Origin of the sequence: Pseudomonas sp. LP_7_YM (assembly GCF_004364435.1) — a bacterium.
In the GTDB taxonomy this organism is placed as follows: Bacteria; Pseudomonadota; Gammaproteobacteria; order Pseudomonadales; family Pseudomonadaceae; genus Aquipseudomonas.
The window spans coordinates 453069-475113 of record NZ_SOCT01000004.1; the positions used below are offsets into that span (position 1 = coordinate 453069).

The window sequence follows — 22045 nt, forward strand, 5'->3', positions numbered from 1 at the left end:
ATGAAGAAACCAACGGCCAGCTTTCAAATGCCGGGTTGGCGAGCATTGTTCCGACTCCAAAAGGGGCCAATGATTCCCCAAACGGATTCGGACCAGTCTGCGTTTGTATCGTTTTGACGTGCAATGGCCCGTCCTTAACAGCGCGCGATTATCCAGTAGCGCGCGTTACAACGCATCAGGCGATACAAAGTATTTGTGGCATTGCGCCTAAGAAATCGGGGTCCGCCAGGTAAAATCGGCGGTTTAGCTCTCCAGCAAAAATGTCACAGGGCCATCATTCACCAAATGCACCTGCATATCCGCGCCAAATTGGCCCGAAGCGACCGTCGCATGCGAAGTTTTAGCCTCTTCCAACAGGTAGTCGAACAACTCGGCACCCCACGCAGGAGGCGCTGCCTTGGAGAAACTCGGCCGCATGCCGCTGCGTGTATCGGCTGCAAGGGTGAATTGGGAGACCAGCAACAATCCGCCGCCTACGTCTTTGAGGGACAGGTTCATCTTGCCGTCTGCGTCGCTGAACACCCGATAGTTGAGCAGCTTGTGCAGCAGTTTATCGGCGCTTGCGCGAGTGTCTTGAGGCTCGACGCCCACCAGCACCAGCAAACCCTGATTGATGGCGCCAACTGTTTCGCCCGCCACATCGACACGTGCCCCGCGCACGCGCTGGAGTAATCCTTTCATTCACAGCCTTTGCGGTAGTTGTCTGGATTCACAGTTCAATGGAACCGCCTCACCGCTATCGCGCCGCTGAGACGGGTCCTGCCGGACTGCACTATCTTGCGTCTGGCCCGTATCCCCTGTGGGAGCGAATTCATTCGCGAAGCATCTATCAGGCCAAATGTGCATGAACAGTCCCGCCCTCTCGCGAATGAATTCGCTCCTACAGGTTCCATTCGCGTACAGCCGTTTATGCCTCTTCCGGCGGAAGCTCCAGCAACCGCCGCGCCACTTGTGAGGCGGCACGCACCAGTGCGTCGGTTATACCGGGCTCGGAGGCGGCGTGGCCTGCGTCACGGATGACCTGCAGTTCACTGTTCGGCCAGGCCTGATGCAGTTCCCATGCGTTATCCAGCGGGCAGATCACGTCATAACGGCCGTGCACGATGATCCCTGGCAGATGAGCGATCTTGGGCATGTCGCGGATCAGCTGGTTTTCGTCCAGAAAGGCATTGTTGGTGAAATAGTGGCATTCGATACGGGCGATGGACAGCGCACGTTGTGGCTCGGAGAAACGGTCGACCACCAGCGGGTTCGGGCGCAACGTCGCGGTGCGGCCTTCCCATGTCGACCAGGCCTTGGCGGCGTGCATCTGGGCGATCTGATCGTTGCCCACCAGCCGCTTGTGGAATGCGGTCAGCAGATCGCCACGCTCATCCTGAGGAATCGGCGACAGGTAGTCCTGCCAGTAATCCGGGAACAGACGGCTCGCCCCTTCCTGATAGAACCATTTGATCTCCTGCGGGCGGCACAGAAAGATGCCGCGCAGAATCAGGGCATGCACATGATCCGGGTGGGTCTGGGCGTACGCCAGCGAGAGGGTCGAACCCCAGGACCCGCCGAACAGCACCCACTTGTCGATGCCCAGGTGCTTGCGGATGCGCTCCAGGTCTTCGACCAGGTGCCAGGTGGTGTTGTTTTCGAGATTGGCGTGAGGGATAGAACGACCGCAACCGCGTTGGTCGAAGGTGATGATGCGGTACAGGTTCGGATCGAAGTAGCGACGGCTTTGCGCATCGCATCCCGCTCCTGGCCCACCGTGGATGAACACCACCGGCAAGCCTTCCGGCGAGCCGCTTTCATCGACATACAGCACATGAGGCTCTTCCACTGCCAGATCGTGCCGGGCATAGGGTTTGATCTGCGGGTACAAAGTCTGCATAGGTGCTCCACAAGTCCGATTCAGGGGCTTCTATCTATCTGCCGTTGGGCATCATAAACCCGAATCGGCAAATGATCATATTTGCGCATCAGCAGGCTTTTGTAGCCTGCTGACTTGCTGGCGGAATGCGATCTGTCAGCCGTCATCTGCGTCAATGATTCGACGCATTCGGTGGCCAGCCGCCGCCTCTTTTGCGGTGACTAGCCACGGTCGTAAGCCGCGTTGACAGGCATCAGCGCTCGGAAGCAAACCTTATCCGCCGAAACTGGAACGATCAATGCAAGCGGGCCAGGCCGCCTTGCAGCGAGAGAAACCGGCGAACCAGAGCGCTGCGTCCGAGTCGAACCGAGGGCCGTGCTGCCGGATATTTTTCCCTTGAGCAGGAAATAACCGGTAACACGCCCTACAGTCAAACAACCCATCAAATCGTCCAACCAACTTGAGGTCGTACCCGATGTCTCCGGAACCCAACGTTCGTGACGCTGAAGTGGCAGCCTTTCGGGAAGCTGTGCTGAATAAACTCGAGTTTGCCGTCGGCAAGGATCCCGACCATGCGTTCGACCATGACTGGTTCATGGCAATCGCCTTGGCGACCCGCGACAAGATGGCCGAAAAGTGGATGAACCATACGCGTTACATCTATCGGCAAGAGAAGAAGCGCGTTTATTACCTGTCGCTTGAATTCCTGATCGGACGCCTGATGTTCGACAGCCTGAGCAATCTGGGCATCCTGGAAATTGCGCGCGAAGCCCTCAAGGACCTGAAAGTCGATCTGGAAAGCATCCGCACGCTGGAACCCGACGCGGCGTTGGGCAACGGCGGCCTGGGTCGTCTGGCCGCCTGCTTCATGGAAAGCATGTCGACGCTGGGCGTCGCCGGTCACGGTTATGGCATTCGTTATGAGCATGGCCTGTTTCGTCAGGCGATCGTCGATGGCTGGCAACAGGAACAGACCGAGAACTGGCTGGACTTCGGCAACCCGTGGGAGTTTGAACGCCCTGAGGTGATCTACCAGATTGGCTTCGGCGGCAGCGTACAGCCCGTGCTCGATGCCAGCGGCGCACCGGTACTCGATGCCTCGGGTGAAACCCGGCAGACCTGGAGCGCAGGCGAAACCGTGCGGGCGATTGCCTACGACACGCCAGTGGTCGGTTGGCGCGGCAAAGCCGTGAACACCCTGCGCCTGTGGCGCGCCCGTGCGGTGGAAGATCTACACCTGGAGCGGTTCAACGCCGGTGACCACGTGGGCGCCGTTGCAGAGGTTGTACGGGCCGAAAGTATCTCGCGTGTCCTGTACCCCAACGACAGCACCGAAGCCGGTCAGGAGCTGCGCCTGCGCCAGGAATACTTCTTTGTCTCGGCATCGCTGCAAGACCTGCTGCGCCGTCACAAGAACATGGGCTACACCATCAATAGCCTGCCGGAACACGCAGCGATCCAGATGAACGACACGCACCCCTCGATTGCTGTGGCGGAGCTGATGCGTATCCTCATCGACCTGCACGACGTGCAGTGGGACGAGGCGTGGCGCATCACCGTCGGCACGCTGGCTTATACCAACCACACCCTGCTGCCCGAAGCGCTGGAAACCTGGTCGGTCGGCCTGATGGAGCGCATGCTGCCACGGCACATGCAGATCATTTACATGATCAATGCCCAGCACATCGACAAGGTTCGCGCCGACCACACCGACGACCCCGATCTGTTCGGGCTGCTGCGCGCCGTTTCGCTGATCGAAGAAGACAATGGCCGCCGTGTGCGCATGGGCAACCTTGCCTTTCTCGGTTCGCACAGCGTCAACGGTGTATCGGCCCTGCATACCCAGTTGATGCGCAAAACCGTGTTTGCTCAGTTGCACAATCTGTATCCAGAGCGGATCAACAACAAAACCAACGGCATCACCTTCCGCCGCTGGCTGTTCCAGTCCAATCCGCAGCTCACCGCAATGCTGGTCAAGGAACTGGGCGAGCAGGTGCTCGACAACCATGAGACGGCGTTACTCAAGCTGGAGCCATTGGCTGACGATCCGGCGTTCCAGAGAGAGTTCGCGGCGCAACGGCTGCAGAGCAAGACCGCGCTGGCCAGCATCGTTCAGGACCGCCTGGGTATTACCCTGAACCCTGAAGCGATGTTCGACGTACAGGTCAAGCGGATTCACGAGTACAAGCGCCAGTTGCTCAACCTGTTCCACACCGTGGCCCTTTATCAGGCCATGCGTGCCGACCCGAGTACTGATTGGGTACCACGGGTGAAGATCTTTGCCGGCAAGGCAGCGGCCAGTTATCACTCGGCCAAACTGATCATCAAACTGGCTAACGACATTGCCCGCACGGTGAACAACGACCCGACCCTGCGCGGTCGCCTGAAAGTGGTGTTCCTGCCTAACTACAACGTAAGTCTGGCGGAAAGCATCATTCCGGCGGCTGACTTGTCCGAGCAGATTTCCACTGCGGGCCTTGAGGCATCAGGCACCAGTAACATGAAATTCGGCCTCAACGGCGCGCTGACCATTGGCACACTGGACGGCGCCAACGTGGAAATGAGCGAGCAGGTCGGGCTCGATCACATGTTTATCTTCGGCATGACCTCTCAGCAAGTCGAAGCGCGTAAACATGCGGGCGAGTTCAACGCCCACAACGACATCGCCTCCTCCCCGCGTCTGAGCGATGTACTGCAAGCGATCCGGGGCGGGGTGTTCTCGCCGGATGATCCGTATCGCTATGCAGGGCTGATCGAGCAATTGATCAACTACGACCGTTTCTTTGTTTGTGCCGATTTCGAATCGTACTGGGCAGCCCAGGCCCGCGTCGAAAAACGCTGGCATGACAACCAGCAATGGTGGCGCTCGGCGGTGCTCAACACCGCGCGCATGGGTTGGTTCTCTTCGGACCGGACCATCCGCGAATATGCGACCGATATCTGGCAAGCGCTGGATTAAGTTAGCGACGCTGCCGTAGCTTTACTTGCAGCACCGCGCTTGCCCGCGATGAACGATGACGCCGTCTCCAGATACCGCGTCGTTGTTCCTCGCGGGTAAGCTCGCTTGTGCAGTCGTGGTTGAATATTCGACCCTGTTCACGGCCCCGACACAAACTGTCTTCTCTCGCCCTACGCCCGATATACTCGCCGCCATCGCCGCTTAACGGCAGAGAACGGATGTCATCGCGTGCAATGGATTCTTTTGCTGGCTGGCCTGCTCATCGGTGCAGTGCTGGACGAGTCGTTGATGGGCGGGGCTGTGGGCGCGGTTGTCGGACTGACGCTGGGGCTTGGCATTCGCCTGTCCGCCGTAGCTCATGACGCAGCTGCGCAAAAAGCTGAACTTGCTAAAACCCGGCTGGCGTTGCAGGCCATCGAGCTGCGCCTGAGTCACCTCGATTCCGCCGCAAAGCAAATGCCTGATGCTCCGGCGCCCGTTCCGCTGGATATCCAGCCGGTGGCTGACGTTGGCCCTGAGCTGCTCTGGGATCTCCCGGACTTGGAGCCTGCCTCTTCAACCCATGCCGCCGAAACGGAAACCGTCGCACAATGGCGTCGTTTCCCGGACACTCAGCAAGCGACTCATCCCTCCCCTTCAGCGCCTTGCGGACCGAATGCATTCGACAGCATGCTGCTGCGCGCCCAGGCATGGTTGCTCGGCGGTAATACCGTGCTGCGTGTTGGCGTTGTGCTGCTGTTCCTGGGCTTGGCGTTCCTGCTGCGCTACGCCACCGAGGGCATGGTCGTGCCTATCGAAGCGCGTTACGCCGGGATTGCGGCAACCGCTCTGGCCTTGCTGGCGTTGGGCTGGTGGCTACGCCATCGCAATGAGTCCTTCGCCCTGATGCTGCAAGGCACGGGCGTTGCAGTGTTGTACCTGACCGTGTTCGCCGCCATGAAAGTGCATAACCTGCTGGCGCCAGGCATGGCCCTCGGCCTGCTGATAGCGGTCACGGTGTTCTCGGCCATTCTCGCGTTGACCCAGAACTCTCTGGCGTTAGCCTGTGTGGCGGCCCTTGGCGGTTTCGCCGCGCCTTTGCTCACCTCCACCGGCGAAGGCAGCCATGTCGCGCTGTTCAGTTATTTCGCCCTGCTCAACGCCGGTATTTTCGCCATCGCCTGGTTCAAAGCCTGGCGCCCACTGAACCTGATCGGCTTCATCGGCACTTTCGGGATCGGCTTCGCCTGGGGCTTGAAGTCCTACACACCGGCGTTGTTCTGGAGCACTGAACCCTTTCTGATCCTGTTCTTCCTTATGTATCTGGCCATCGGTTTGCTGTTCGCCCGGCGCAAATTGCAGGAGCACGCTGCGGGGCCAGAGAACGACAGCCGCGAAGCCATGCTGCTCTGGTCGGCGAAACACAGCCATTACGTCGATGGCGGCCTGCTGTTGGGTACGCCCACCGCCGGGCTCGGCCTGCAATACGCAATTATTCAGCACATCGAGTTCGGGGCAGCGTTCAGTGCCCTGGTACTGGGCCTTCTTTATATGGGCATCGCTCGAATGCTCGCGGGTCGCGCACCGGACCGTGCGTTGCTGCTGGTGGAAACCTGCCTGTCGTTGGGCGTGGTGTTCGCGACGCTGGCGATTCCATTGGGCCTCAGCGCGCAGTGGACCACGGTCGCCTGGGCCGTCGAGGGCGCAGCCGTGTTCTGGCTGGGCATGCGCCAGAACCGCTTGCTCGCACGCCTCTTCGGCCTGCTATTACAGTTCAGCGCAGGCCTGACGTTTCTCGCGGGTGTCGGCCCCTGGTATGCGCTGAGCTTCGATCATGGGGATTACTGGACGCCGCTGATCATCTCACTCGCCGGTTTGATCAGCGCGTTCACGGTCGAGCGCATCGGCACGCTGCGCCTGGCGTTCAGCGAGCGCTTCGTGCAGCCATCGCTGTTGATCTGGGGCGCGCTGTGGTGGTCGGGCGCGCTTTGCGTCAGCACTCACTACGTGCCGGGCGCGCGGGAAATACCGACGCTGTTGCTGCTGGGCGCCGTAAGCATAGGCCTGTGGACAATCGCGGCATTGCGCCTGAAATGGTCGGGACTGGCGCAACTGTGCACGCTGCTGACCCCGGTCAGCTTCGCGCTGTTGGGTCTGATGTTGCTCAATCCTTATTACAACCCTGCCGCCGATTGGGGCTGGCTGGGCTGGCTTGCAGTGTTCGCGGTTCATCTGCTGTCGCTCAAACGGCTTAACGACGTACTGCACCCCCGTCTGCGCAGTGCCGCACATGTACTCGGTTGCTGGCTGATCATCGCGGTGCTGTCGCTGGAATTGCGTTACGGGCTGCTGGTGTTGTCCGAGTCCTACAACGCTTGGCGCTGGCTGGGCTGGGCGTTGCTGCCCAGCCTGTATCTGCTGGCGGTGACCGCACCGCGCAACTGGCCATGGCCGATCGGTGCGTTTCCCCGTGAGTACCGACTCTGGGCCGCTGCGCCGCTGGCAGTGTTGATGCTGGTGTGGTTCTGGCTGGCGAACGGGTTCAGTGAGGGTGCCGCCGATCCGCTGCCCTACATTGCGCTGTTCAACCCGCTGGAGCTGGGCCTGCTGATTACGCTTGCCGGTGTTTTCAGCTGGACGCGTCAGCAGTTGCCACAACTGGGTGCCAGTCCCGAACACACACGCCAAGCGGCGCTGGCGATTGCCGGCGCCTCGATATTCGCGCTGGTCACCGCGATGGTCATGCGCACGGCTCATCACTGGGCAAACGTGGCGTGGGACGCCGACGCGCTGCTGGCGTCGATGCGCGTGCAGGCCGGTCTTTCCATCATCTGGACGCTGATGGCGCTGGCGCTGATGATCGGCGGACACCTGCGGGCACGCAGGGATGTGTGGATCGTGGGCGCGACGTTGATCGGCATCGTGGTCGCCAAACTGTTCTTCGTCGAACTGAGTAATCGCGGTGGACTGGAGCGCATCGTCTCGTTTATCGGCGTTGGCATTCTGCTGCTCGTAGTGGGATATTTCGCACCATTGCCGCCGAAAAAATCTACCCGCAGTGAGTCATCACCTGACGTTGCACCTGAGGATTCGGCATTGCCATGAAAAGCAGGAGTCAGTTGTTGAGCCGCCAGTCCATCTTCAGGGCCGCCGTTTTCGGATCGGTGCTGTGCACCGCGTTATTCAGTCAGGCCGAGGATCTGCCAGATGATTTTGCCCGTCACATGCCATTGCAGATCAGTGGCGAAGGTCCCTGGTATCGCCTGGAGCTGCCCCTGGCCGTGCAACTGAACGCCCGTCAAAGCAACCTCAATGACGTGCGCGTGTTCAACGCCGACGGTCAAGCCCAGCCCTATGCGCTGACCCTTGGTCAGCCGCAGCGCGCAGAAGACGAAACATCGGTCGCAGTGAAGTGGTTCCCCCTCTACAACAGCGACGACGCCAAAGAAGCCGAGCCGAAAATCCGTGTAGAGCGCACGCCCAATGGCACCCTGGTCGAAGTCCAGCCGCAGGGCGAGATCGAGGCAGGCGAAGAAATCCTGCGCGGCTGGCTGCTGGACACCAGCGCCATCAACGCACCTTTGGATCAATTGGTTCTCGACTGGAGCACCGAGCGCGACGGTTTCCAGCGTTTCAGCATCGAGGCCAGCGACGATCTGGCGCACTGGAAACTGTGGGGACAGGGCCAGGTGGCGCGCCTGTCGTTCGCCGACGAGCTGGTCGAGCAACGCGTCGTGACGTTGCCGGGGCGCAGCGCCAGGTACTTGCGCCTGCTGTGGAACACATCGCAATCGGCGCCTGCGCTGACATCCGCGCAACTGATCAGCACCCGTCCGGGCGCGCTGCCCTTGAGCTGGTCACCGAGCATCGCAGGCTCCGTGGAAAAACCCGGCGTGTATGTCTGGCAGTTACCGGTGGCTTTGCCACTGGAACGCATGAAAATCGATATCACCCAGCCCAACAGCCTCGCCCCCGCGACACTCTATGGCCGTCACGACAGCAACGCCCCGTGGCAGGTCATCGACAGCGGCCTGCTTTATCGGCTGACCCAGAATGGCCAGGAAGTGGTGCAGGATGAAATGGAGCTGCCCGGCGACGTCGTGCAGCAGCTGAAGCTGGAGGTCGATGACCGTGGCGGCGGGCTGGGTACGCAGGCGCCAAAACTCAGCTTTGCCGTGCGCGCCACGCAGCTGGTGTTTCTGGGGCGTGGCGCACCGCCGTATAGCCTGGCCGTGGGTAATGCGACCCTTAAAGGTGCGAACCTACCCTTGAACACACTGGTACCGGGCGTGACCCCGGAAAAACTCGCAACGCTGGGCAGCGCCCGGCTGACGACGACTTCCGTGGCCGTTCCCGCGCCCGCTGCCCCTGCCGTTCCGTTGGTAGCCGGCCCGGACTGGAAACGTATCGGTCTGTGGAGCGTGCTGGTGCTGGGGGTTATTTTTCTGAGTTGGATGGCGATTGGCACATTGCGCGCATCGAATACCAAACGTTAGGGCTGAACCGATCCTGCAAGCGCAAAAACACAGATGATGCACCCCAAGTTGTCATGCCCGGGCGCTCCGGCTCATGTAGCTCGTGAACTCAATCACTACAGAGCCGGTCTGACAGGCAGTAATCCGTCATTACACGCGCTAAACTGTGCGCGTTTTTTATTCCCCTTCTTCGGAGCTCTCCATGTCCCGCGTTACCCTGAGTCGCTATCTGATCGAGCAGACCCGCAGCAATAACACGCCTGCCGATCTGCGCTTCCTTATCGAAGTGGTAGCGCGTGCGTGCAAGGAAATCAGCCACGCCGTATCCAAAGGCGCCCTGGGTGGCGTGCTCGGCAGCATGGGCACCGAGAACGTTCAAGGTGAAGTGCAGAAGAAACTGGACGTCATGTCCAACGAAATCCTGCTGGAAGCCAACGAATGGGGCGGTCACCTGGCGGGCATGGCGTCCGAAGAAATGGACAACGCCTATCAGATTCCCGGCAAGTACCCCAAAGGCGCGTACCTGCTGGTATTCGACCCACTGGACGGCTCTTCGAACATCGACATCAATGCGCCGGTCGGCACCATCTTCTCGGTGCTGCGCTGCCCTAACGAATACCTGAGCCAGAACGAAGCCCTGAACGAAAAGGCTTTCATGCAACCGGGTACTCAGCAGGTGGCCGCCGGTTACGCCATTTATGGCCCGCAGACCATGCTGGTCCTGACCCTGGGCGATGGTGTGAAAGGCTTCACGCTGGACCGTGAAATGGGCAGCTTCGTGCTGAGCCATGAAGACATCAAGATTCCGGAGTCCACTCAGGAGTTCGCGGTCAACATGTCCAACCAGCGTCACTGGGAAGCGCCGGTCAAGCGTTACGTCGAAGAGCTGCTGACCGGTGAAGAAGGTCCGCTGAAGAAGAACTACAACATGCGCTGGGTCGCCGCGATGGTTGCCGACGTGCACCGCATCCTGACCCGTGGCGGCCTGTTCATGTACCCGCGCGATGCCCGCGATCCTTCCAAGCCAGGCAAGCTGCGTCTGATGTACGAAGCCAACCCGATGTCGTTCCTGGTGGAACAGGCCGGCGGTGCGTCCACCGACGGTCACCAGCGCATCCTCGACATTCAGCCTGAAGGTCTGCATCAGCGTGTGGCCGTGTTTCTGGGCTCGAAAGAAGAAGTGGACCGCGTGACTTCGTACCACAAGGCGTAAACCTGGCATCGCCTTGGCTGCCGTTGCTGGAGGGTGATTCGGATCTTTCGAATCGCCTATTGCGGCTGCTGAAGCGAAGCAGGCTCTCGTTTGGTCAGAAGATGACCGGGTGCTGTGCAGCAGGCGCTTGGTCAATACCGACATCAAGTCCCGAAGTAGATCCACGACTGCATGAACGAACACGACTGCTGGCGAATCTCATAGATGATCCGGTTCATCCCGCAAATAACCTGTCGGTACTCGTTTAGATTCAACATTTCGATTTCACTGAGTACAGCACCCGCTTGCGGTGAAACGACCAGCACTCCCAATGCCCTCTTGAGTTGCCCTGAAGTCTTTCGCCATACGGATTGAGAGAATCCGGTTACCACGTAATCACCAAGTTCGTTCAAATCCAGTTTTGCGGAATTGAGGATAACGACCTTGAAACTCATTGAGGATCTGTCTCGTCCAACTTATCGAATACCTCCTCAACACTTTCAAAGTCGCCTCTCTCAATTGGTAAAATCCACGCCCAACCGCTGCGATGTGCCCCCTCTCGCTTCAGGAGCTTCTCCCATGTCTTTGCGCTCTATCGCTTTGTTGTCGTTCTGCGTGCTGCTTGCCGCGTGCAGCAAGGTCACTCTGGAAAATTACTCGAAACTCTCGGCGGGCATGCCCAAAGCCGAGGTCGAGCAGCTGCTGGGTACGCCGACGCAATGCTCGGGCGCACTGGGCATGTCGAGCTGCACCTGGGGCGATCAGAAAGCATTCATCAGCGTCCAGTACGCCGCCGACAAAGTCGTCGTGTATTCGAACCAGGGGCTTGAATGAATACCCGTTATCTGCTGCGTGTGACAGCGCTCACCTTGGCCACCCTCTGGCTGAGCGCCTGTGCGGTGACCCCGCAAGCAGACTCCATGGTCCCCAGAACAGTCGGTCATGTCGACTTGAAGCGTTATCAGGGCACCTGGTACGAACTGGCGCGGATGCCGATGTTCTTCCAGCGCAACTGCGCGCAATCCCAGGCGCAGTACAAGTTCGAGGATGACGGCAACCTCGCTGTGGCCAATCGCTGCCGTACCCTGCAAGGCAAATGGGAACAGGCAACCGGCACCGCCTCGCCACAGGTGGAAGGCAAGACCGACAAACTGTGGATAGTGTTCGACAATGGGTTCTCGCGACTGCTGCCGGGGGTCGCCAAGGGGGATTACTGGGTGCTGTACGTCAGCGACGACTACAGGCAGGCGCTGGTCGGTGATCCTGATCGCAAGTACCTGTGGCTGCTGTCACGCACCGCGCATGTTTCCGACTCGGTGCGCAACGAGCTGCTGATGAAGGCCCAGCAACAAGGGTATGACACCACCCGGCTGATCTGGCGGGTCGAGGATTCGAAGATTACCAAGGTGGCGGACTAGCAGCAGATTCCCTGCCAAACGCATTTTTCCTGTGCAAGCGAATTCATTCCGATGTATCTCTGGCGGATGCCCTACCGCACTGCGAATGAATTCGCTCTCACAGGTTGATCATCATCCTTCACGCTAACGGATGCCCCTATCCCAACAGCTCCCGCAACACCTGCACAAACGCGCGGCGGCTTTCGTCTTCATCGGCATGACGACCATCGCGAATTACCCAGCGGCCATTGACCATCACTTCGCGTATCTGACGATCGCCCCCGGCGAACAGCCAGCGGTTCAGAATGGCATCACCCCAGGCCGTTGCCAGATAAGGATCAGTGCCATCGAGCACCAGCCAGTCCGCCCGCTTGCCGACTTCCAGTGCACCGATTGGCTGGCCCATTGCCTGAGCGCCACCCAATAACGCTGCGTCATACAATGTGCGACCGACCATGGGCTGATCGCCACGGTACAGACGATTTCGCCGCTGATCACGCAACCGTTGCCCGTACTCCAGCCAGCGCAATTCTTCGACCACACTGAGCGAGACATGGCTGTCAGAGCCTATCCCCCAACGTCCGCCCTGAGCGATGTAGTCCACTGCCGGAAAGATCCCGTCGCCCAGATTCGCTTCGGTGGTCAGGCACAAACCTGCTACCGCACCGCTCCTGGCCATCAATGTAATCTCGTCGGCTTCGGCATGCGTCGCATGCACCAGACACCAGCGCTCACCAACGTCGACGTTTTCATACAGCCATTGCAGCGGTCGACGCCCGCTCCAGCTCAGGCAGTCAGCGACTTCCTTCTGCTGTTCGGCGATATGGATATGCACTGGACACTGCTGGTCACTGGCCGCGAGCACTTCACTGATCTGCTGCGGCGTAACGGCCCGCAACGAGTGAAAACACAGCCCCAGCGCCTGTGCCGGTTGCGCGCTGATGATCGACTTCAAACGTGATTGCAGGTTCAGATAACTGTCAGTGCTGTTGAGGAATCTGCGCTGCCCTTCATTGGGCGCCAGCCCGCCAAAACCCGAGTGGCTGTACAGCACCGGTAGCAGCGTCATGCCGATGCCGACGCAACTGGCCGCCTGACTGATCTGCAAGGCCAGTTCAGCCGGGTTGGCGTAGGGTTTGCCCGCCGTGTCCTGATGGACGTAATGAAATTCCGCCACGCTGGTGTAACCACCCTTGAGCATCTCGATGTACAGCTGGCGCGCGATGACGCCCAACTGTTGCGGGCTGATCTGACCGACCAGCCGGTACATCAGGTCGCGCCACGTCCAGAAGCTGTCGTTCGGATTGCCCGCCACTTCCGCCAGCCCTGCCATCGCCCGCTGAAATGCGTGAGAGTGCAGGTTGGGCATGCCCGGCACCACCGGGCCGCTGATCAGCTCAGCGCCCTGTCGATCAGCATCGGGCTGGATGCTCGTCAGGAAACCCTCGGCGCCCACCTCGAAACGCACGTTAGCGGCCCAGCCAGCAGACAGTAACGCTCGTTCGGCAAAGAAAACGGACATCGCTTCGCACCCCTTGCGTGAAATTGTCTATACATATACAGACGTTTGCCTCACCGGTAAACTGCGGCAAGCTTGTCCACGTCCGCGTTAATGGTTAGCGTGGGCGCTGTTCGAAATGCGTTCATTCATTGATCGATCATGCCTGACAAGGATTTTTCTGTGCCGACTCCGCCTGCCAATTCTCCGCTGGCCGCCCAGATGGGTGACAGTCCGGCGCCGCTGTACGCCCGGGTGAAGCAAATGATCACCCAGCAGATCCAGAACGGAACCTGGCCGCCGCATCATCGCGTACCGTCCGAAAGCGAGCTGGTGACCCAACTCGGTTTCAGCCGTATGACCATCAACCGCGCACTGCGCGAGATGACCGCCGACGGCATGCTGGTGCGCATGCAGGGTGTCGGGACCTTCGTTGCCAAACCCAAGACCCAGTCCGCACTGTTCGAAGTGCACAACATCGCCGATGAAATCGCTTCTCGCGGCCATACCCATACCTGCAAGGTGATCATTCTCTGCGAAGAGGCTGCAGGCTCCGAACGTGCGCTGGCACTGGACATGCGCGAAGGCCAGCGGGTATTCCACTCGCTGATCGTGCATTACGAAAACGATATTGCCGTGCAAATAGAGGACCGCTTCGTCAATGCGCTGGTCGCTCCGGACTATCTGCAGCAGGATTTCACCCAACAGACCCCTTACGCCTATCTCAATCAAGTCGCGCCGCTGACCGAGGGTGAGCATGTGGTCGAGGCGATTCTGGCCGACCCCGAGGAATGCAAACTGCTGCAAATCGAGAAGGGCGAGCCGTGTCTGCTGGTGCGACGTCGCACCTGGTCGGGGCGTCAGCCGGTGACTGCTGCACGTTTGATTCACCCCGGCTCGCGCCATCGTCTGGAAGGACGTTTCAGCAAATGACCCGACTGACTGTTCTGCGCGCCGCCCATTACCCACGCATGCCCTGGAAAAACGGGGGCGGTAGCACTGAAGAAATCACCCGTGATGCAGGCGATGGGCTCGAAGGTTTTGGCTGGCGCCTGTCGATTGCAGACATTGGCGAGTCTGGCGGCTTTTCGGTGTTCCCCGGCTACCTGCGCATCATCACGGTGCTGCAGGGTGCGGGCATGACGCTGACGATCGACGGCACCGAAAGCGAGGCCTTACTGCCGTCCGATCCGTTTGCATTCAGCGGCGACAGCCAGGTCGCCTGCACGCTGCTGAACGGGCCGATTCGCGACTTCAATCTGATCTATGCGCCCACCCGCTATCGGGCGCGGCTGCAATGGATCGACGTTCTGCAACCGCAGCGGTTCTTCAGTTCGGCCAATGTATTCATGGTGTTCAGCGCTGCCGAGCAGATCGCAGCCAATGTGGGCGAGCATCCACCGCAACTGCTGGAGCGCCATGACTGTCTGCAACTGGATAACGCCGAAGGCGCATTGCTGGAAGTAGTGCTCTATGCGCCCAGTGCGAGTCGGGTTTGCGTGATTGAACTCACCGTAATCTAAGTTCAACCTTGGGGAGCCGTTCACCTCCAGCACAAGCGAATCGGCTCAGGCCAGAAGCAAATGGATATAGGACGCGTATGAAAATGCTCAACCCCAACAAGGAAACCCCACGCGCCCTCGCCGTTCTCGCCAGCTTTCTGGCCTCGGAGTCCGCGGGCGGGATCGTGCTGATGGTCGCAGCGCTGGCTGCAATCGTCGTTGCCAACTCGCCCCTGGCCACTTTTTACTTTTCTGCGCTGCACAGCGTATGGGGTGGGCTATCGATCGAGCTATGGATCAATGATGGTCTGATGGCGATCTTTTTTCTGATGGTTGGCCTGGAAATCAAACGCGAAGTGCTGGCGGGCGGTCTGGCCAGCTGGAACCAGCGCGCCTTGCCCGGTTTCGCGGCGGCGGGCGGCATGCTAGTCCCGGCACTGATCTACGTCGGCATTAATCTAGGTAACGCTGAAACCATGAGCGGCTGGGCCATCCCGGCCGCCACCGACATTGCCTTCGCGCTGGGCGTGCTTTCATTACTGGGCAAGCGCGTCCCGACCTCGCTGAAAGTCTTCCTCGCGGCGCTGGCGATTCTCGATGACCTGGGTGCTGTAACCATCATTGCGCTGTTCTACAGCACGGGCCTGAATCTGCCGATGCTCGGTGCCTCGTTCGCAACGCTGGCGGTGCTGATCGTCATGAACCGCATGGGCGTGCAACGCCTGTTGCCGTATCTGCTGCTGGGCCTGCTGCTGTGGTTTTTCGTGTTGCAGTCGGGGGTGCACGCAACGTTGGCGGGAGTAGCGCTGGCGCTGTGCATTCCACTGGGGACCCAGCAGGAGGAAGCCCGTTCGCCACTGTTGTTTCTCGAAGAGAAGATGCATTACTGGGTGGCTTTCGCCGTGGTCCCGGTGTTCGGGTTTGCCAATGCGGGCGTTTCGTTGGCCGGGATCACCCTCGGTAATCTGATTGACCCGGTGCCCTTGGGTGTGGCACTCGGGCTGTTTATCGGCAAACAGGTCGGTGTGTTTCTAGCGGCCACGCTGGCCATTCGCACCGGTCTGGCAAGCTTGCCTGAAGGCAGCAACCGGGTGCAGTTATATGGGGTGGCACTGCTGTGCGGGATCGGTTTTACCATGAGCCTGTTCATCGGCAACCTGGCGTTTCCCGGCACTCCCGAGCTGATCGATGAAGTGAAAGTGGGCGTATTGCTGGGCTCGATTCTGTCGGCACTGGTGGGCGTGATTCTATTGCGCAGCAGACTGGCCAAGCGCTGACCCAAGCCATAGCCGGGCCCTGCCACAGCGCGCCTCGCCCGGCGGGGCCCATCCAATTCTTTGAAAATCTCCTCCCGTGCGTCGTAACGGTATGTTTGAAGTACGCGTCGGCGGCTACGCTCATCAAAAAACCGCACGCGTAGTGGACAGGCCGTGGGGTAGGGAAAACACCTGTATCGAGCATGCTTATGTCGCGTCGCGGGAGCGTTTGGGATGAGTGAAAAACAAGACAAGATTCCGGATCTCGACGTCCAGACCCTGGCCGGGGAATACGTGCTGGGTATCCTGACGACGAGCCAACGAGCCGAAGTCCAAGAGCGCCTGGCCCACGATCCTGCGCTGCGCAAGGCCATTGAAGGCTGGAATTCGCGCTTGCTGACACTGACTGCGCTGTCCGAGCCGCCGCTACCCTCTCCCCGCGCCAAATACCCCGTCGAACGTAATCACGCCAGCCTGTCCCACAAAAGGAAAGACACCGCCCGGCGCCAGAAACGCCGTATCTCATGGCAGGACAACGTCGGTTTCTGGCGAGCCATGGCGGGCATCGGGCTGGCGGCGTGTGTAATTCTGACCACCCAGTTGCTGGGGCAGGTGCCCACCCCGCCCGCGCCTGCTTATCTGGCGGTGTTGTCGGCGCCCGATACCAAAACCGCTGGCTGGGTGATTCAGGCCAGCAACATGCGCGGGATTCAATTGGTGCCTGTGGACAAGATTGAGGTGCCGCCCGGCAAGGTGCTGCAGTTCTGGACCCGGGCTGACGACTGGCAGGGGCCGATTTCACTGGGGCTGGTCGGGCCGGGCGATACCTTGACCGTACCGACTGACCGCCTGCCGCCGCTGCAGCCCAACCAACTGTTCGAGCTGTCGCTGGAAAAAGCGGGTGGCTCGCCACTCAACAAGCCCGGTGGACCGATTCAGTACAGCGGGCGGGCAGTGAAGGCCCGGTGAGCAGCCTCCGCAGCCGGAGTCAAACAGCGTCCCCCGATCAGCCCGCTCCACGCACCGCTCTCGACGAACTTCACCTCAGGCATTCCTTGTTACCCGCTGCCCTGCGATGGGGCAGGCGCACCCAAAAGTAACAACTCAACACTTCTGCGTAAGGTATTGCTGTGATCCTGCTGAACTGGAATATCTCGCTACCCCGACGGCTACAGGGCTTTGGGGGTTTTTGAGGGTTGCCTTGAGAAGTTGGCCCCTGGGTTGCATATGCTTGTATGTACAAGTAAATGTGAGTATGAGTGCCTATACCGGTGCACCGCTTCAACCCACTACAAGCGGCGCCTGATCTACCCCACCCATATTTCGCCTGTGCGATACAGGCACCGTCAGCCCAGTGCCTGGGCAAGATTGCTCATCGAGGATGGTTACGTGACGACTGACAACAAAAACCCAGCTCAGCAATGGACCAAACGCCGCAATGTGGAGATCCGCGCTGCACGTGGCACGCAACTGACCGCCAAGAACTGGCTGACCGAAGCACCGTTGCGGATGTTGATGAACAACCTGGACCCGGAAGTCGCCGAGAATCCGAACGAACTGGTGGTTTACGGTGGTATTGGCCGCGCAGCGCGTAACTGGGAGTGCTACGACAAGATCGTCGAGAGCCTGACCCACCTGAACGATGACGAGACCCTGCTGGTGCAATCCGGCAAGCCGGTCGGCGTGTTCAAGACCCACAGCAATGCCCCGCGCGTGCTGATCGCCAACTCCAATCTGGTGCCGCACTGGGCCAGTTGGGAGCATTTCAACGAACTGGATGCCAAGGGCCTGGCCATGTATGGCCAGATGACCGCCGGCAGCTGGATCTACATTGGTAGCCAGGGCATCGTTCAGGGCACCTATGAAACCTTCGTCGAAGCCGGTCGCCAGCACTATGACGGCAGCCTGAAAGGTCGCTGGGTACTGACTGCCGGGCTTGGCGGCATGGGCGGCGCACAGCCTCTGGCGGCGACCCTGGCGGGCGCTTGCTCACTGAACATCGAGTGCCAGCAGAGCAGGATCGATTTCCGCCTGAAGACCCGTTACGTCGATGAGCAAGCCGTTGATCTGGACGACGCGCTGGCACGCATCGCCAAATACACTGGCGAAGGCAAGGCGATCTCCATTGCGCTGTGTGGCAACGCCGCCCAGATCCTGCCGGAAATGGTCCGTCGTGGCGTGCGTCCGGACATGGTTACCGACCAGACCAGCGCCCACGACCCACTCAACGGTTATCTGCCAAAAGGCTGGACCTGGGCGCAGTACCGCGACCGCGCCGCCACCGAGCCGGCTGCCGTGGTCAAGGCCGCCAAACAGTCAATGGCCGAGCACGTCGAAGCCATGCTGGCGTTCCAGAAACAAGGCATCCCGACATTCGACTACGGCAACAACATCCGTCAGATGGCCAAGGACGAAGGCGTAAGCAACGCGTTTGATTTCCCGGGGTTCGTGCCCGCCTACATCCGTCCGCTGTTCTGCCGTGGCATCGGTCCGTTCCGCTGGGCGGCGCTGTCGGGCAACCCTGAAGACATCTACAAGACCGACGCCAAGGTCAAGGAACTGATCCCGGACGACGCACACCTGCATAACTGGCTGGACATGGCCCGCGAGCGCATCAGCTTTCAAGGGCTGCCGGCACGTATCTGCTGGGTCGGTCTGGGCCAGCGCGCCAAACTGGGTCTGGCGTTCAACGAAATGGTGCGCAGCGGCGAGCTGTCGGCGCCGGTGGTGATCGGTCGTGACCACCTGGACTCCGGCTCGGTCGCCAGCCCTAATCGCGAGACCGAATCGATGCAGGACGGCTCCGACGCCGTATCCGACTGGCCTCTGCTCAATGCGCTGCTCAATACCGCCAGCGGCGCGACCTGGGTATCGCTGCACCACGGGGGTGGCGTCGGCATGGGCTTCTCGCAGCATTCGGGGATGGTGATCGTCTGTGACGGCACCGACGAAGCCGCCGAGCGCATCGCCCGGGTCCTGCACAACGACCCGGCAACCGGCGTCATGCGCCACGCCGACGCCGGTTACCAGATCGCCATCGATTGCGCCAAGGAGCAGGGGCTGAACCTGCCGATGATCGGTAACTGATCGAATAACACGGCGGTGGGAGCGAATTTATTGGCGATATGGGCTTTCAGGCGCTGAATTTTGATCGGTTGCTCTGCCCCTCGCGAATGAGTCGCTCCCGCCGGATCGGTTTCAGTAGTGAATGTGTGACCCGCACAGTTTTTAGTTGATGTCTGCCAATGTCTTTGAGGATGTGGTGATGGCCGTTCCAGATGATCGTGCTGCAAATGCTTCTGTGATCGAAAGGCGTTCGATCGACTTTATCCCTGATGCGGAAAGACATGGCCGTCTGTTCAGTCAATTCACCCTCTGGCTGGGTGCCAACCTGCAGATCACCGCGATTGTCACCGGGGCACTGGCCGTGGTGCTGGGCGGTGATGTGTTCTGGTCACTGATCGGTCTGTTCATCGGTCAGTTGCTGGGCGGTGGTGTCATGGCGCTGCACGCGGCGCAAGGCCCAAAACTGGGGCTGCCGCAGATGATTTCCAGTCGGGTGCAATTCGGCGTCTACGGGGCCGTCATTCCGCTGGTGCTGGTGTGCCTGATGTACATAGGCTTCTCCGCCAGCGGCTCGCTGTTGGCAGGTCAAGCCGTCGCGCAACTGATTCAGGTGCCGGACTGGCAAGGTATCGTGCTGTTCGCCGCCGCCATCGTGGTCCTGACCATTTTCGGCTACCGGGTCATCCACTTGATCGGCCGGGTCGCCAGCGTCATCGGTGTAATCGCCTTCATCTACCTGTTCGGCGCGTTGCTCGCAGGTAACGATGTCGGTGCACTGCTGGGCAACAGGCACTTCTCGCTGAGCAGCTTCCTGCTGGCAATCTCCCTGTCAGCGTCGTGGCAGATCGCGTTCGGCCCGTATGTCGCGGACTACTCGCGCTACCTGCCGCGCAGCACCTCGGCGAGCAAGACGTTTTGGGCCGTGGGCCTGGGTTCAGTGATCGGCGCACAGGCCTCGATGGTGTTCGGTGTGTTCGCGGCAGCATTGGCGGGCAAGCATTTCGCGCACCATGAAGTTTCCTACATCGTCAGCCTGGGCGGCACAGGCGCTGTCGCGGCCGCGCTGTACTTCAGCATCGCGTTCGGCAAGGTGACCATCACCACGCTCAACGCCTACGGCAGCTTCATGTCGGTTGCCACCATCGTCAGCGGTTTTCGCGGCAACCGTCATATATCCAGCGCCCTGCGCCTGACCTACATTTTTGCCATGGTCGGGATCGCGACCGGCCTGGCTTTGCTGGGCAAAGACTCGTTCCTCAATGACTTCTCGGCATTCATTCTGTTCCTGCTGGCGTTTTTCACGCCCTGGAGCGCGATCAATCTGGTGGATTTTTACTGCATCAGCAAAGAACGCTACGACATTCCGGCCTTGTCCGACCCTGAGGGTCGCTATGGACGCTGGAACTGGATCGGCATTTGTGTCTACGTCATCGGCGTGTTGATCCAGATGCCGTTTATTTCCACCCATTTCTATACCGGGCCGCTGGTTGCGAGCCTCGATGACACGGACATCTCGTGGATCATCGGCCTGGTCGTGCCTGCCGTGCTGTATTACGTGGCGGCGAAAAAATGGCCCGGGGAAATTGCCGACCGCTTGATCCTGCCGAACGCGCAAGACACGCGTGAGGCCAGCCCCATTGTCGTACCGGGGCACACGGGGTGAACGACCCTCCGTGACGCACGTCTGTTAAAGCTGGAGTGAAGCGGGACGGAGCACGACAAGTGCTATTCCCTCAGGTTGAATGCCACCTGATTCGTTACTGCCTTGCCCCATGCAATACAGCCATTCAAGACCAGGAGCGTCACACAATGAACACGAAGAAGGCCCTGTTATCCACGTTGCTTTCAGTCGGCGTGCTCGCCAGCGGCGCCAGTCAGGCAGCGGGATGGTGTGAGTCCGGCAAGTCGGTGAAATTCGCCGGTTTGAACTGGGAAAGCGCCATGCTTTTGACCAACGTGCTGCAGGACATTCTGAAAACAGGTTACGGCTGTGAAGTGGATAACCTGCCCGGCAACTCCATCACCATGGAAAACGCCCTGAGCACCAACGATATTCAAGTCTTTGCCGAAGAGTGGGTAGGCCGCAGCGAAGTGTGGAACAAGGCCGAAGCGGCCGGCAAGGTGGTGGGTGTCGGTGCCCCGGTCAAAGGCGCGGTCGAGGGTTGGTACGTGCCGCGCTACGTGATCGAAGGCGATGCCAAGCGCAAGCTGCAGGCAAAGGCGCCGGACCTGAAGTCCATTGCCGATCTGGGCAAATACGCAGCCCTGTTCAAGGACGCCGAAGAGCCGGAGAAAGGCCGCTTTTACAATTGCCCGGCGGGCTGGACCTGTGAGCTGGAAAACAGCGAGATGCTGAAAAGCTACGGCCTGGAAGACAAGTACACCAACTTCCGCCCGGGCACCGGCCCGGCGCTGGACGCGGCAATCCTGTCGAGCTACAAGCGCGGCGAGTCGATCCTGGCCTATTACTGGTCGCCGACTCCGCTGATGGGTCAAGTGGACATGGTGCGCCTGGAAGACAAGGCCGGCGTGAACAAGACCATCGACATCAAGGTCGGCCTGTCCAAGGCCTTCCACGAGCAGGCGCCCGAACTGGTGGCGGTGATGGAACAGGTCAACATCCCGATCGACCTGCTCAACCAGAACCTGGCACGCATGACCAAGGACCGTATCGAGTCGCCAAAACTGGCGAAGATCTTCCTCAAGGAACATCCTGAGGTCTGGCACCAGTGGGTCAGCGAAGATGCTGCCAAAAAGGTAGAGGCTTCGTTGTAAAGGCTTTGATCCGGGTGCTGCGCAATGTGGCGGTCTACGCAGTTACTGTGGGAGCGGACTCATTCGCGAGGCGCCAGTCCATTCGATA

Annotated in this window: 17 protein-coding genes; 13 read left to right on the forward strand and 4 right to left on the reverse strand. The window is 60.0% G+C overall.

Features of this window, described 5'->3' with window-relative positions; translation table 11 throughout:
- Positions 1 to 243 precede the first annotated feature (243 nt).
- Positions 244 to 681, reverse strand: a complete 438-nt coding sequence (gene dtd, locus EC915_RS13685) for a D-aminoacyl-tRNA deacylase (RefSeq protein WP_133751067.1) — start codon at positions 679 to 681, stop codon at positions 244 to 246.
- Between the two features lie 226 nt (positions 682 to 907).
- Entirely contained in the window at positions 908 to 1879 is a 972-nt protein-coding gene (gene pip / locus EC915_RS13690; protein ID WP_133751068.1) for a prolyl aminopeptidase, read from the reverse strand.
- Between the two features lie 454 nt (positions 1880 to 2333).
- On the opposite strand from pip, the gene EC915_RS13695 reads away from it, so the two are divergent.
- The 4 genes from EC915_RS13695 (at position 2334) to EC915_RS13710 (ending at position 10484) form a co-directional block, all read left to right on the forward strand.
- Positions 2334 to 4817 carry a glycogen/starch/alpha-glucan phosphorylase gene (locus EC915_RS13695; protein ID WP_133751069.1) on the forward strand — a complete coding sequence of 828 codons (2484 nt, stop codon included), beginning with the start codon at positions 2334 to 2336 and terminating at the stop codon, positions 4815 to 4817.
- Positions 4818 to 5045: 228 nt separating this feature from the next.
- The gene (locus EC915_RS13700) at positions 5046 to 7901 is read left to right on the forward strand and encodes a DUF2339 domain-containing protein (RefSeq protein WP_133751070.1); all 2856 of its coding nucleotides are present in this window, start codon (positions 5046 to 5048) and stop codon (positions 7899 to 7901) included.
- The gene (locus EC915_RS13705) at positions 7898 to 9292 is read left to right on the forward strand and encodes a DUF3999 domain-containing protein (RefSeq protein ID WP_133751071.1); all 1395 of its coding nucleotides are present in this window, start codon (positions 7898 to 7900) and stop codon (positions 9290 to 9292) included. Before EC915_RS13700 ends, EC915_RS13705 begins: the two co-directional genes overlap by 4 nt.
- 181 nt (positions 9293 to 9473) lie before the next feature.
- Positions 9474 to 10484 carry a class 1 fructose-bisphosphatase gene (locus EC915_RS13710; protein ID WP_133751072.1) on the forward strand — a complete coding sequence of 337 codons (1011 nt, stop codon included), beginning with the start codon at positions 9474 to 9476 and terminating at the stop codon, positions 10482 to 10484.
- 143 nt (positions 10485 to 10627) lie between these two features.
- On the opposite strand, the gene EC915_RS13715 is transcribed toward EC915_RS13710, so the two are convergent.
- Complete coding sequence (locus EC915_RS13715) at positions 10628 to 10918, reverse strand: type II toxin-antitoxin system RelE/ParE family toxin (protein ID WP_256658730.1); 291 nt, start codon at positions 10916 to 10918, stop codon at positions 10628 to 10630.
- A gap of 124 nt (positions 10919 to 11042) precedes the next feature.
- Between EC915_RS13715 and EC915_RS13720 the strand changes: the two genes are divergently transcribed.
- Positions 11043 to 11297 carry a hypothetical protein gene (locus tag EC915_RS13720; RefSeq protein ID WP_133751073.1) on the forward strand — a complete coding sequence of 85 codons (255 nt, stop codon included), beginning with the start codon at positions 11043 to 11045 and terminating at the stop codon, positions 11295 to 11297.
- A gap of 86 nt (positions 11298 to 11383) precedes the next feature.
- A complete protein-coding gene (locus EC915_RS13725) occupies positions 11384 to 11881 on the forward strand; it encodes a lipocalin family protein (protein ID WP_256658736.1) in 498 nt (165 codons plus the stop codon).
- Positions 11882 to 12017: 136 nt separating this feature from the next.
- Here EC915_RS13725 and EC915_RS13730 read toward each other — a convergent pair whose 3' ends face one another.
- Positions 12018 to 13382, reverse strand: a complete 1365-nt coding sequence (locus EC915_RS13730; protein ID WP_133751075.1) for a formimidoylglutamate deiminase — start codon at positions 13380 to 13382, stop codon at positions 12018 to 12020.
- 138 nt (positions 13383 to 13520) lie between these two features.
- Here EC915_RS13730 and hutC point away from each other — a divergent pair, with 138 nt between their 5' ends.
- The 7 genes from hutC (at position 13521) to EC915_RS13765 (ending at position 21957) form a co-directional block, all read left to right on the forward strand.
- Positions 13521 to 14291: a histidine utilization repressor gene (gene hutC, locus EC915_RS13735; protein ID WP_166650986.1), complete on the forward strand. Its 771-nt coding sequence runs from the start codon at positions 13521 to 13523 to the stop codon at positions 14289 to 14291.
- Positions 14288 to 14881 (forward strand): HutD family protein, encoded by a 594-nt coding sequence (locus EC915_RS13740; protein WP_133751077.1) that lies wholly within the window; start codon positions 14288 to 14290, stop codon positions 14879 to 14881. Before hutC ends, EC915_RS13740 begins: the two co-directional genes overlap by 4 nt.
- Before the next feature lie 83 nt (positions 14882 to 14964).
- Entirely contained in the window at positions 14965 to 16137 is a 1173-nt protein-coding gene (nhaA, locus tag EC915_RS13745) for a Na+/H+ antiporter NhaA (protein WP_372237898.1), read from the forward strand.
- Between the two features lie 213 nt (positions 16138 to 16350).
- Positions 16351 to 17085 (forward strand): anti-sigma factor domain-containing protein, encoded by a 735-nt coding sequence (locus tag EC915_RS13750; protein WP_133751079.1) that lies wholly within the window; start codon positions 16351 to 16353, stop codon positions 17083 to 17085.
- 420 nt (positions 17086 to 17505) lie between these two features.
- Positions 17506 to 19203 carry a urocanate hydratase gene (gene hutU, locus EC915_RS13755; protein ID WP_133751080.1) on the forward strand — a complete coding sequence of 566 codons (1698 nt, stop codon included), beginning with the start codon at positions 17506 to 17508 and terminating at the stop codon, positions 19201 to 19203.
- A 178-nt stretch (positions 19204 to 19381) separates the two neighbouring features.
- Positions 19382 to 20845 (forward strand): cytosine permease, encoded by a 1464-nt coding sequence (locus tag EC915_RS13760; RefSeq protein WP_133751081.1) that lies wholly within the window; start codon positions 19382 to 19384, stop codon positions 20843 to 20845.
- Between the two features lie 146 nt (positions 20846 to 20991).
- Complete coding sequence (locus EC915_RS13765; protein ID WP_133751082.1) at positions 20992 to 21957, forward strand: ABC transporter substrate-binding protein; 966 nt, start codon at positions 20992 to 20994, stop codon at positions 21955 to 21957.
- Positions 21958 to 22045: the final 88 nt, after the last annotated feature.

Coding starts and splice junctions, on each gene's coding strand:
- dtd (WP_133751067.1), bottom strand. CDS start 681: ATGAAAGGATTACTCCAGCGCGTGCGCGGGGCACGTGTCGATGTGGCG.
- pip (WP_133751068.1), bottom strand. CDS start 1,879: ATGCAGACTTTGTACCCGCAGATCAAACCCTATGCCCGGCACGATCTG.
- EC915_RS13695 (WP_133751069.1), top strand. CDS start 2,334: ATGTCTCCGGAACCCAACGTTCGTGACGCTGAAGTGGCAGCCTTTCGG.
- EC915_RS13705 (WP_133751071.1), top strand. CDS start 7,898: ATGAAAAGCAGGAGTCAGTTGTTGAGCCGCCAGTCCATCTTCAGGGCC.
- EC915_RS13710 (WP_133751072.1), top strand. CDS start 9,474: ATGTCCCGCGTTACCCTGAGTCGCTATCTGATCGAGCAGACCCGCAGC.
- EC915_RS13715 (WP_256658730.1), bottom strand. CDS start 10,918: ATGAGTTTCAAGGTCGTTATCCTCAATTCCGCAAAACTGGATTTGAAC.
- EC915_RS13720 (WP_133751073.1), top strand. CDS start 11,043: ATGTCTTTGCGCTCTATCGCTTTGTTGTCGTTCTGCGTGCTGCTTGCC.
- EC915_RS13725 (WP_256658736.1), top strand. CDS start 11,384: ATGGTCCCCAGAACAGTCGGTCATGTCGACTTGAAGCGTTATCAGGGC.
- EC915_RS13730 (WP_133751075.1), bottom strand. CDS start 13,382: ATGTCCGTTTTCTTTGCCGAACGAGCGTTACTGTCTGCTGGCTGGGCC.
- hutC (WP_166650986.1), top strand. CDS start 13,521: ATGCCTGACAAGGATTTTTCTGTGCCGACTCCGCCTGCCAATTCTCCG.
- EC915_RS13740 (WP_133751077.1), top strand. CDS start 14,288: ATGACCCGACTGACTGTTCTGCGCGCCGCCCATTACCCACGCATGCCC.
- nhaA (WP_372237898.1), top strand. CDS start 14,965: ATGCTCAACCCCAACAAGGAAACCCCACGCGCCCTCGCCGTTCTCGCC.
- EC915_RS13750 (WP_133751079.1), top strand. CDS start 16,351: ATGAGTGAAAAACAAGACAAGATTCCGGATCTCGACGTCCAGACCCTG.
- EC915_RS13760 (WP_133751081.1), top strand. CDS start 19,382: ATGGCCGTTCCAGATGATCGTGCTGCAAATGCTTCTGTGATCGAAAGG.
- EC915_RS13765 (WP_133751082.1), top strand. CDS start 20,992: ATGAACACGAAGAAGGCCCTGTTATCCACGTTGCTTTCAGTCGGCGTG.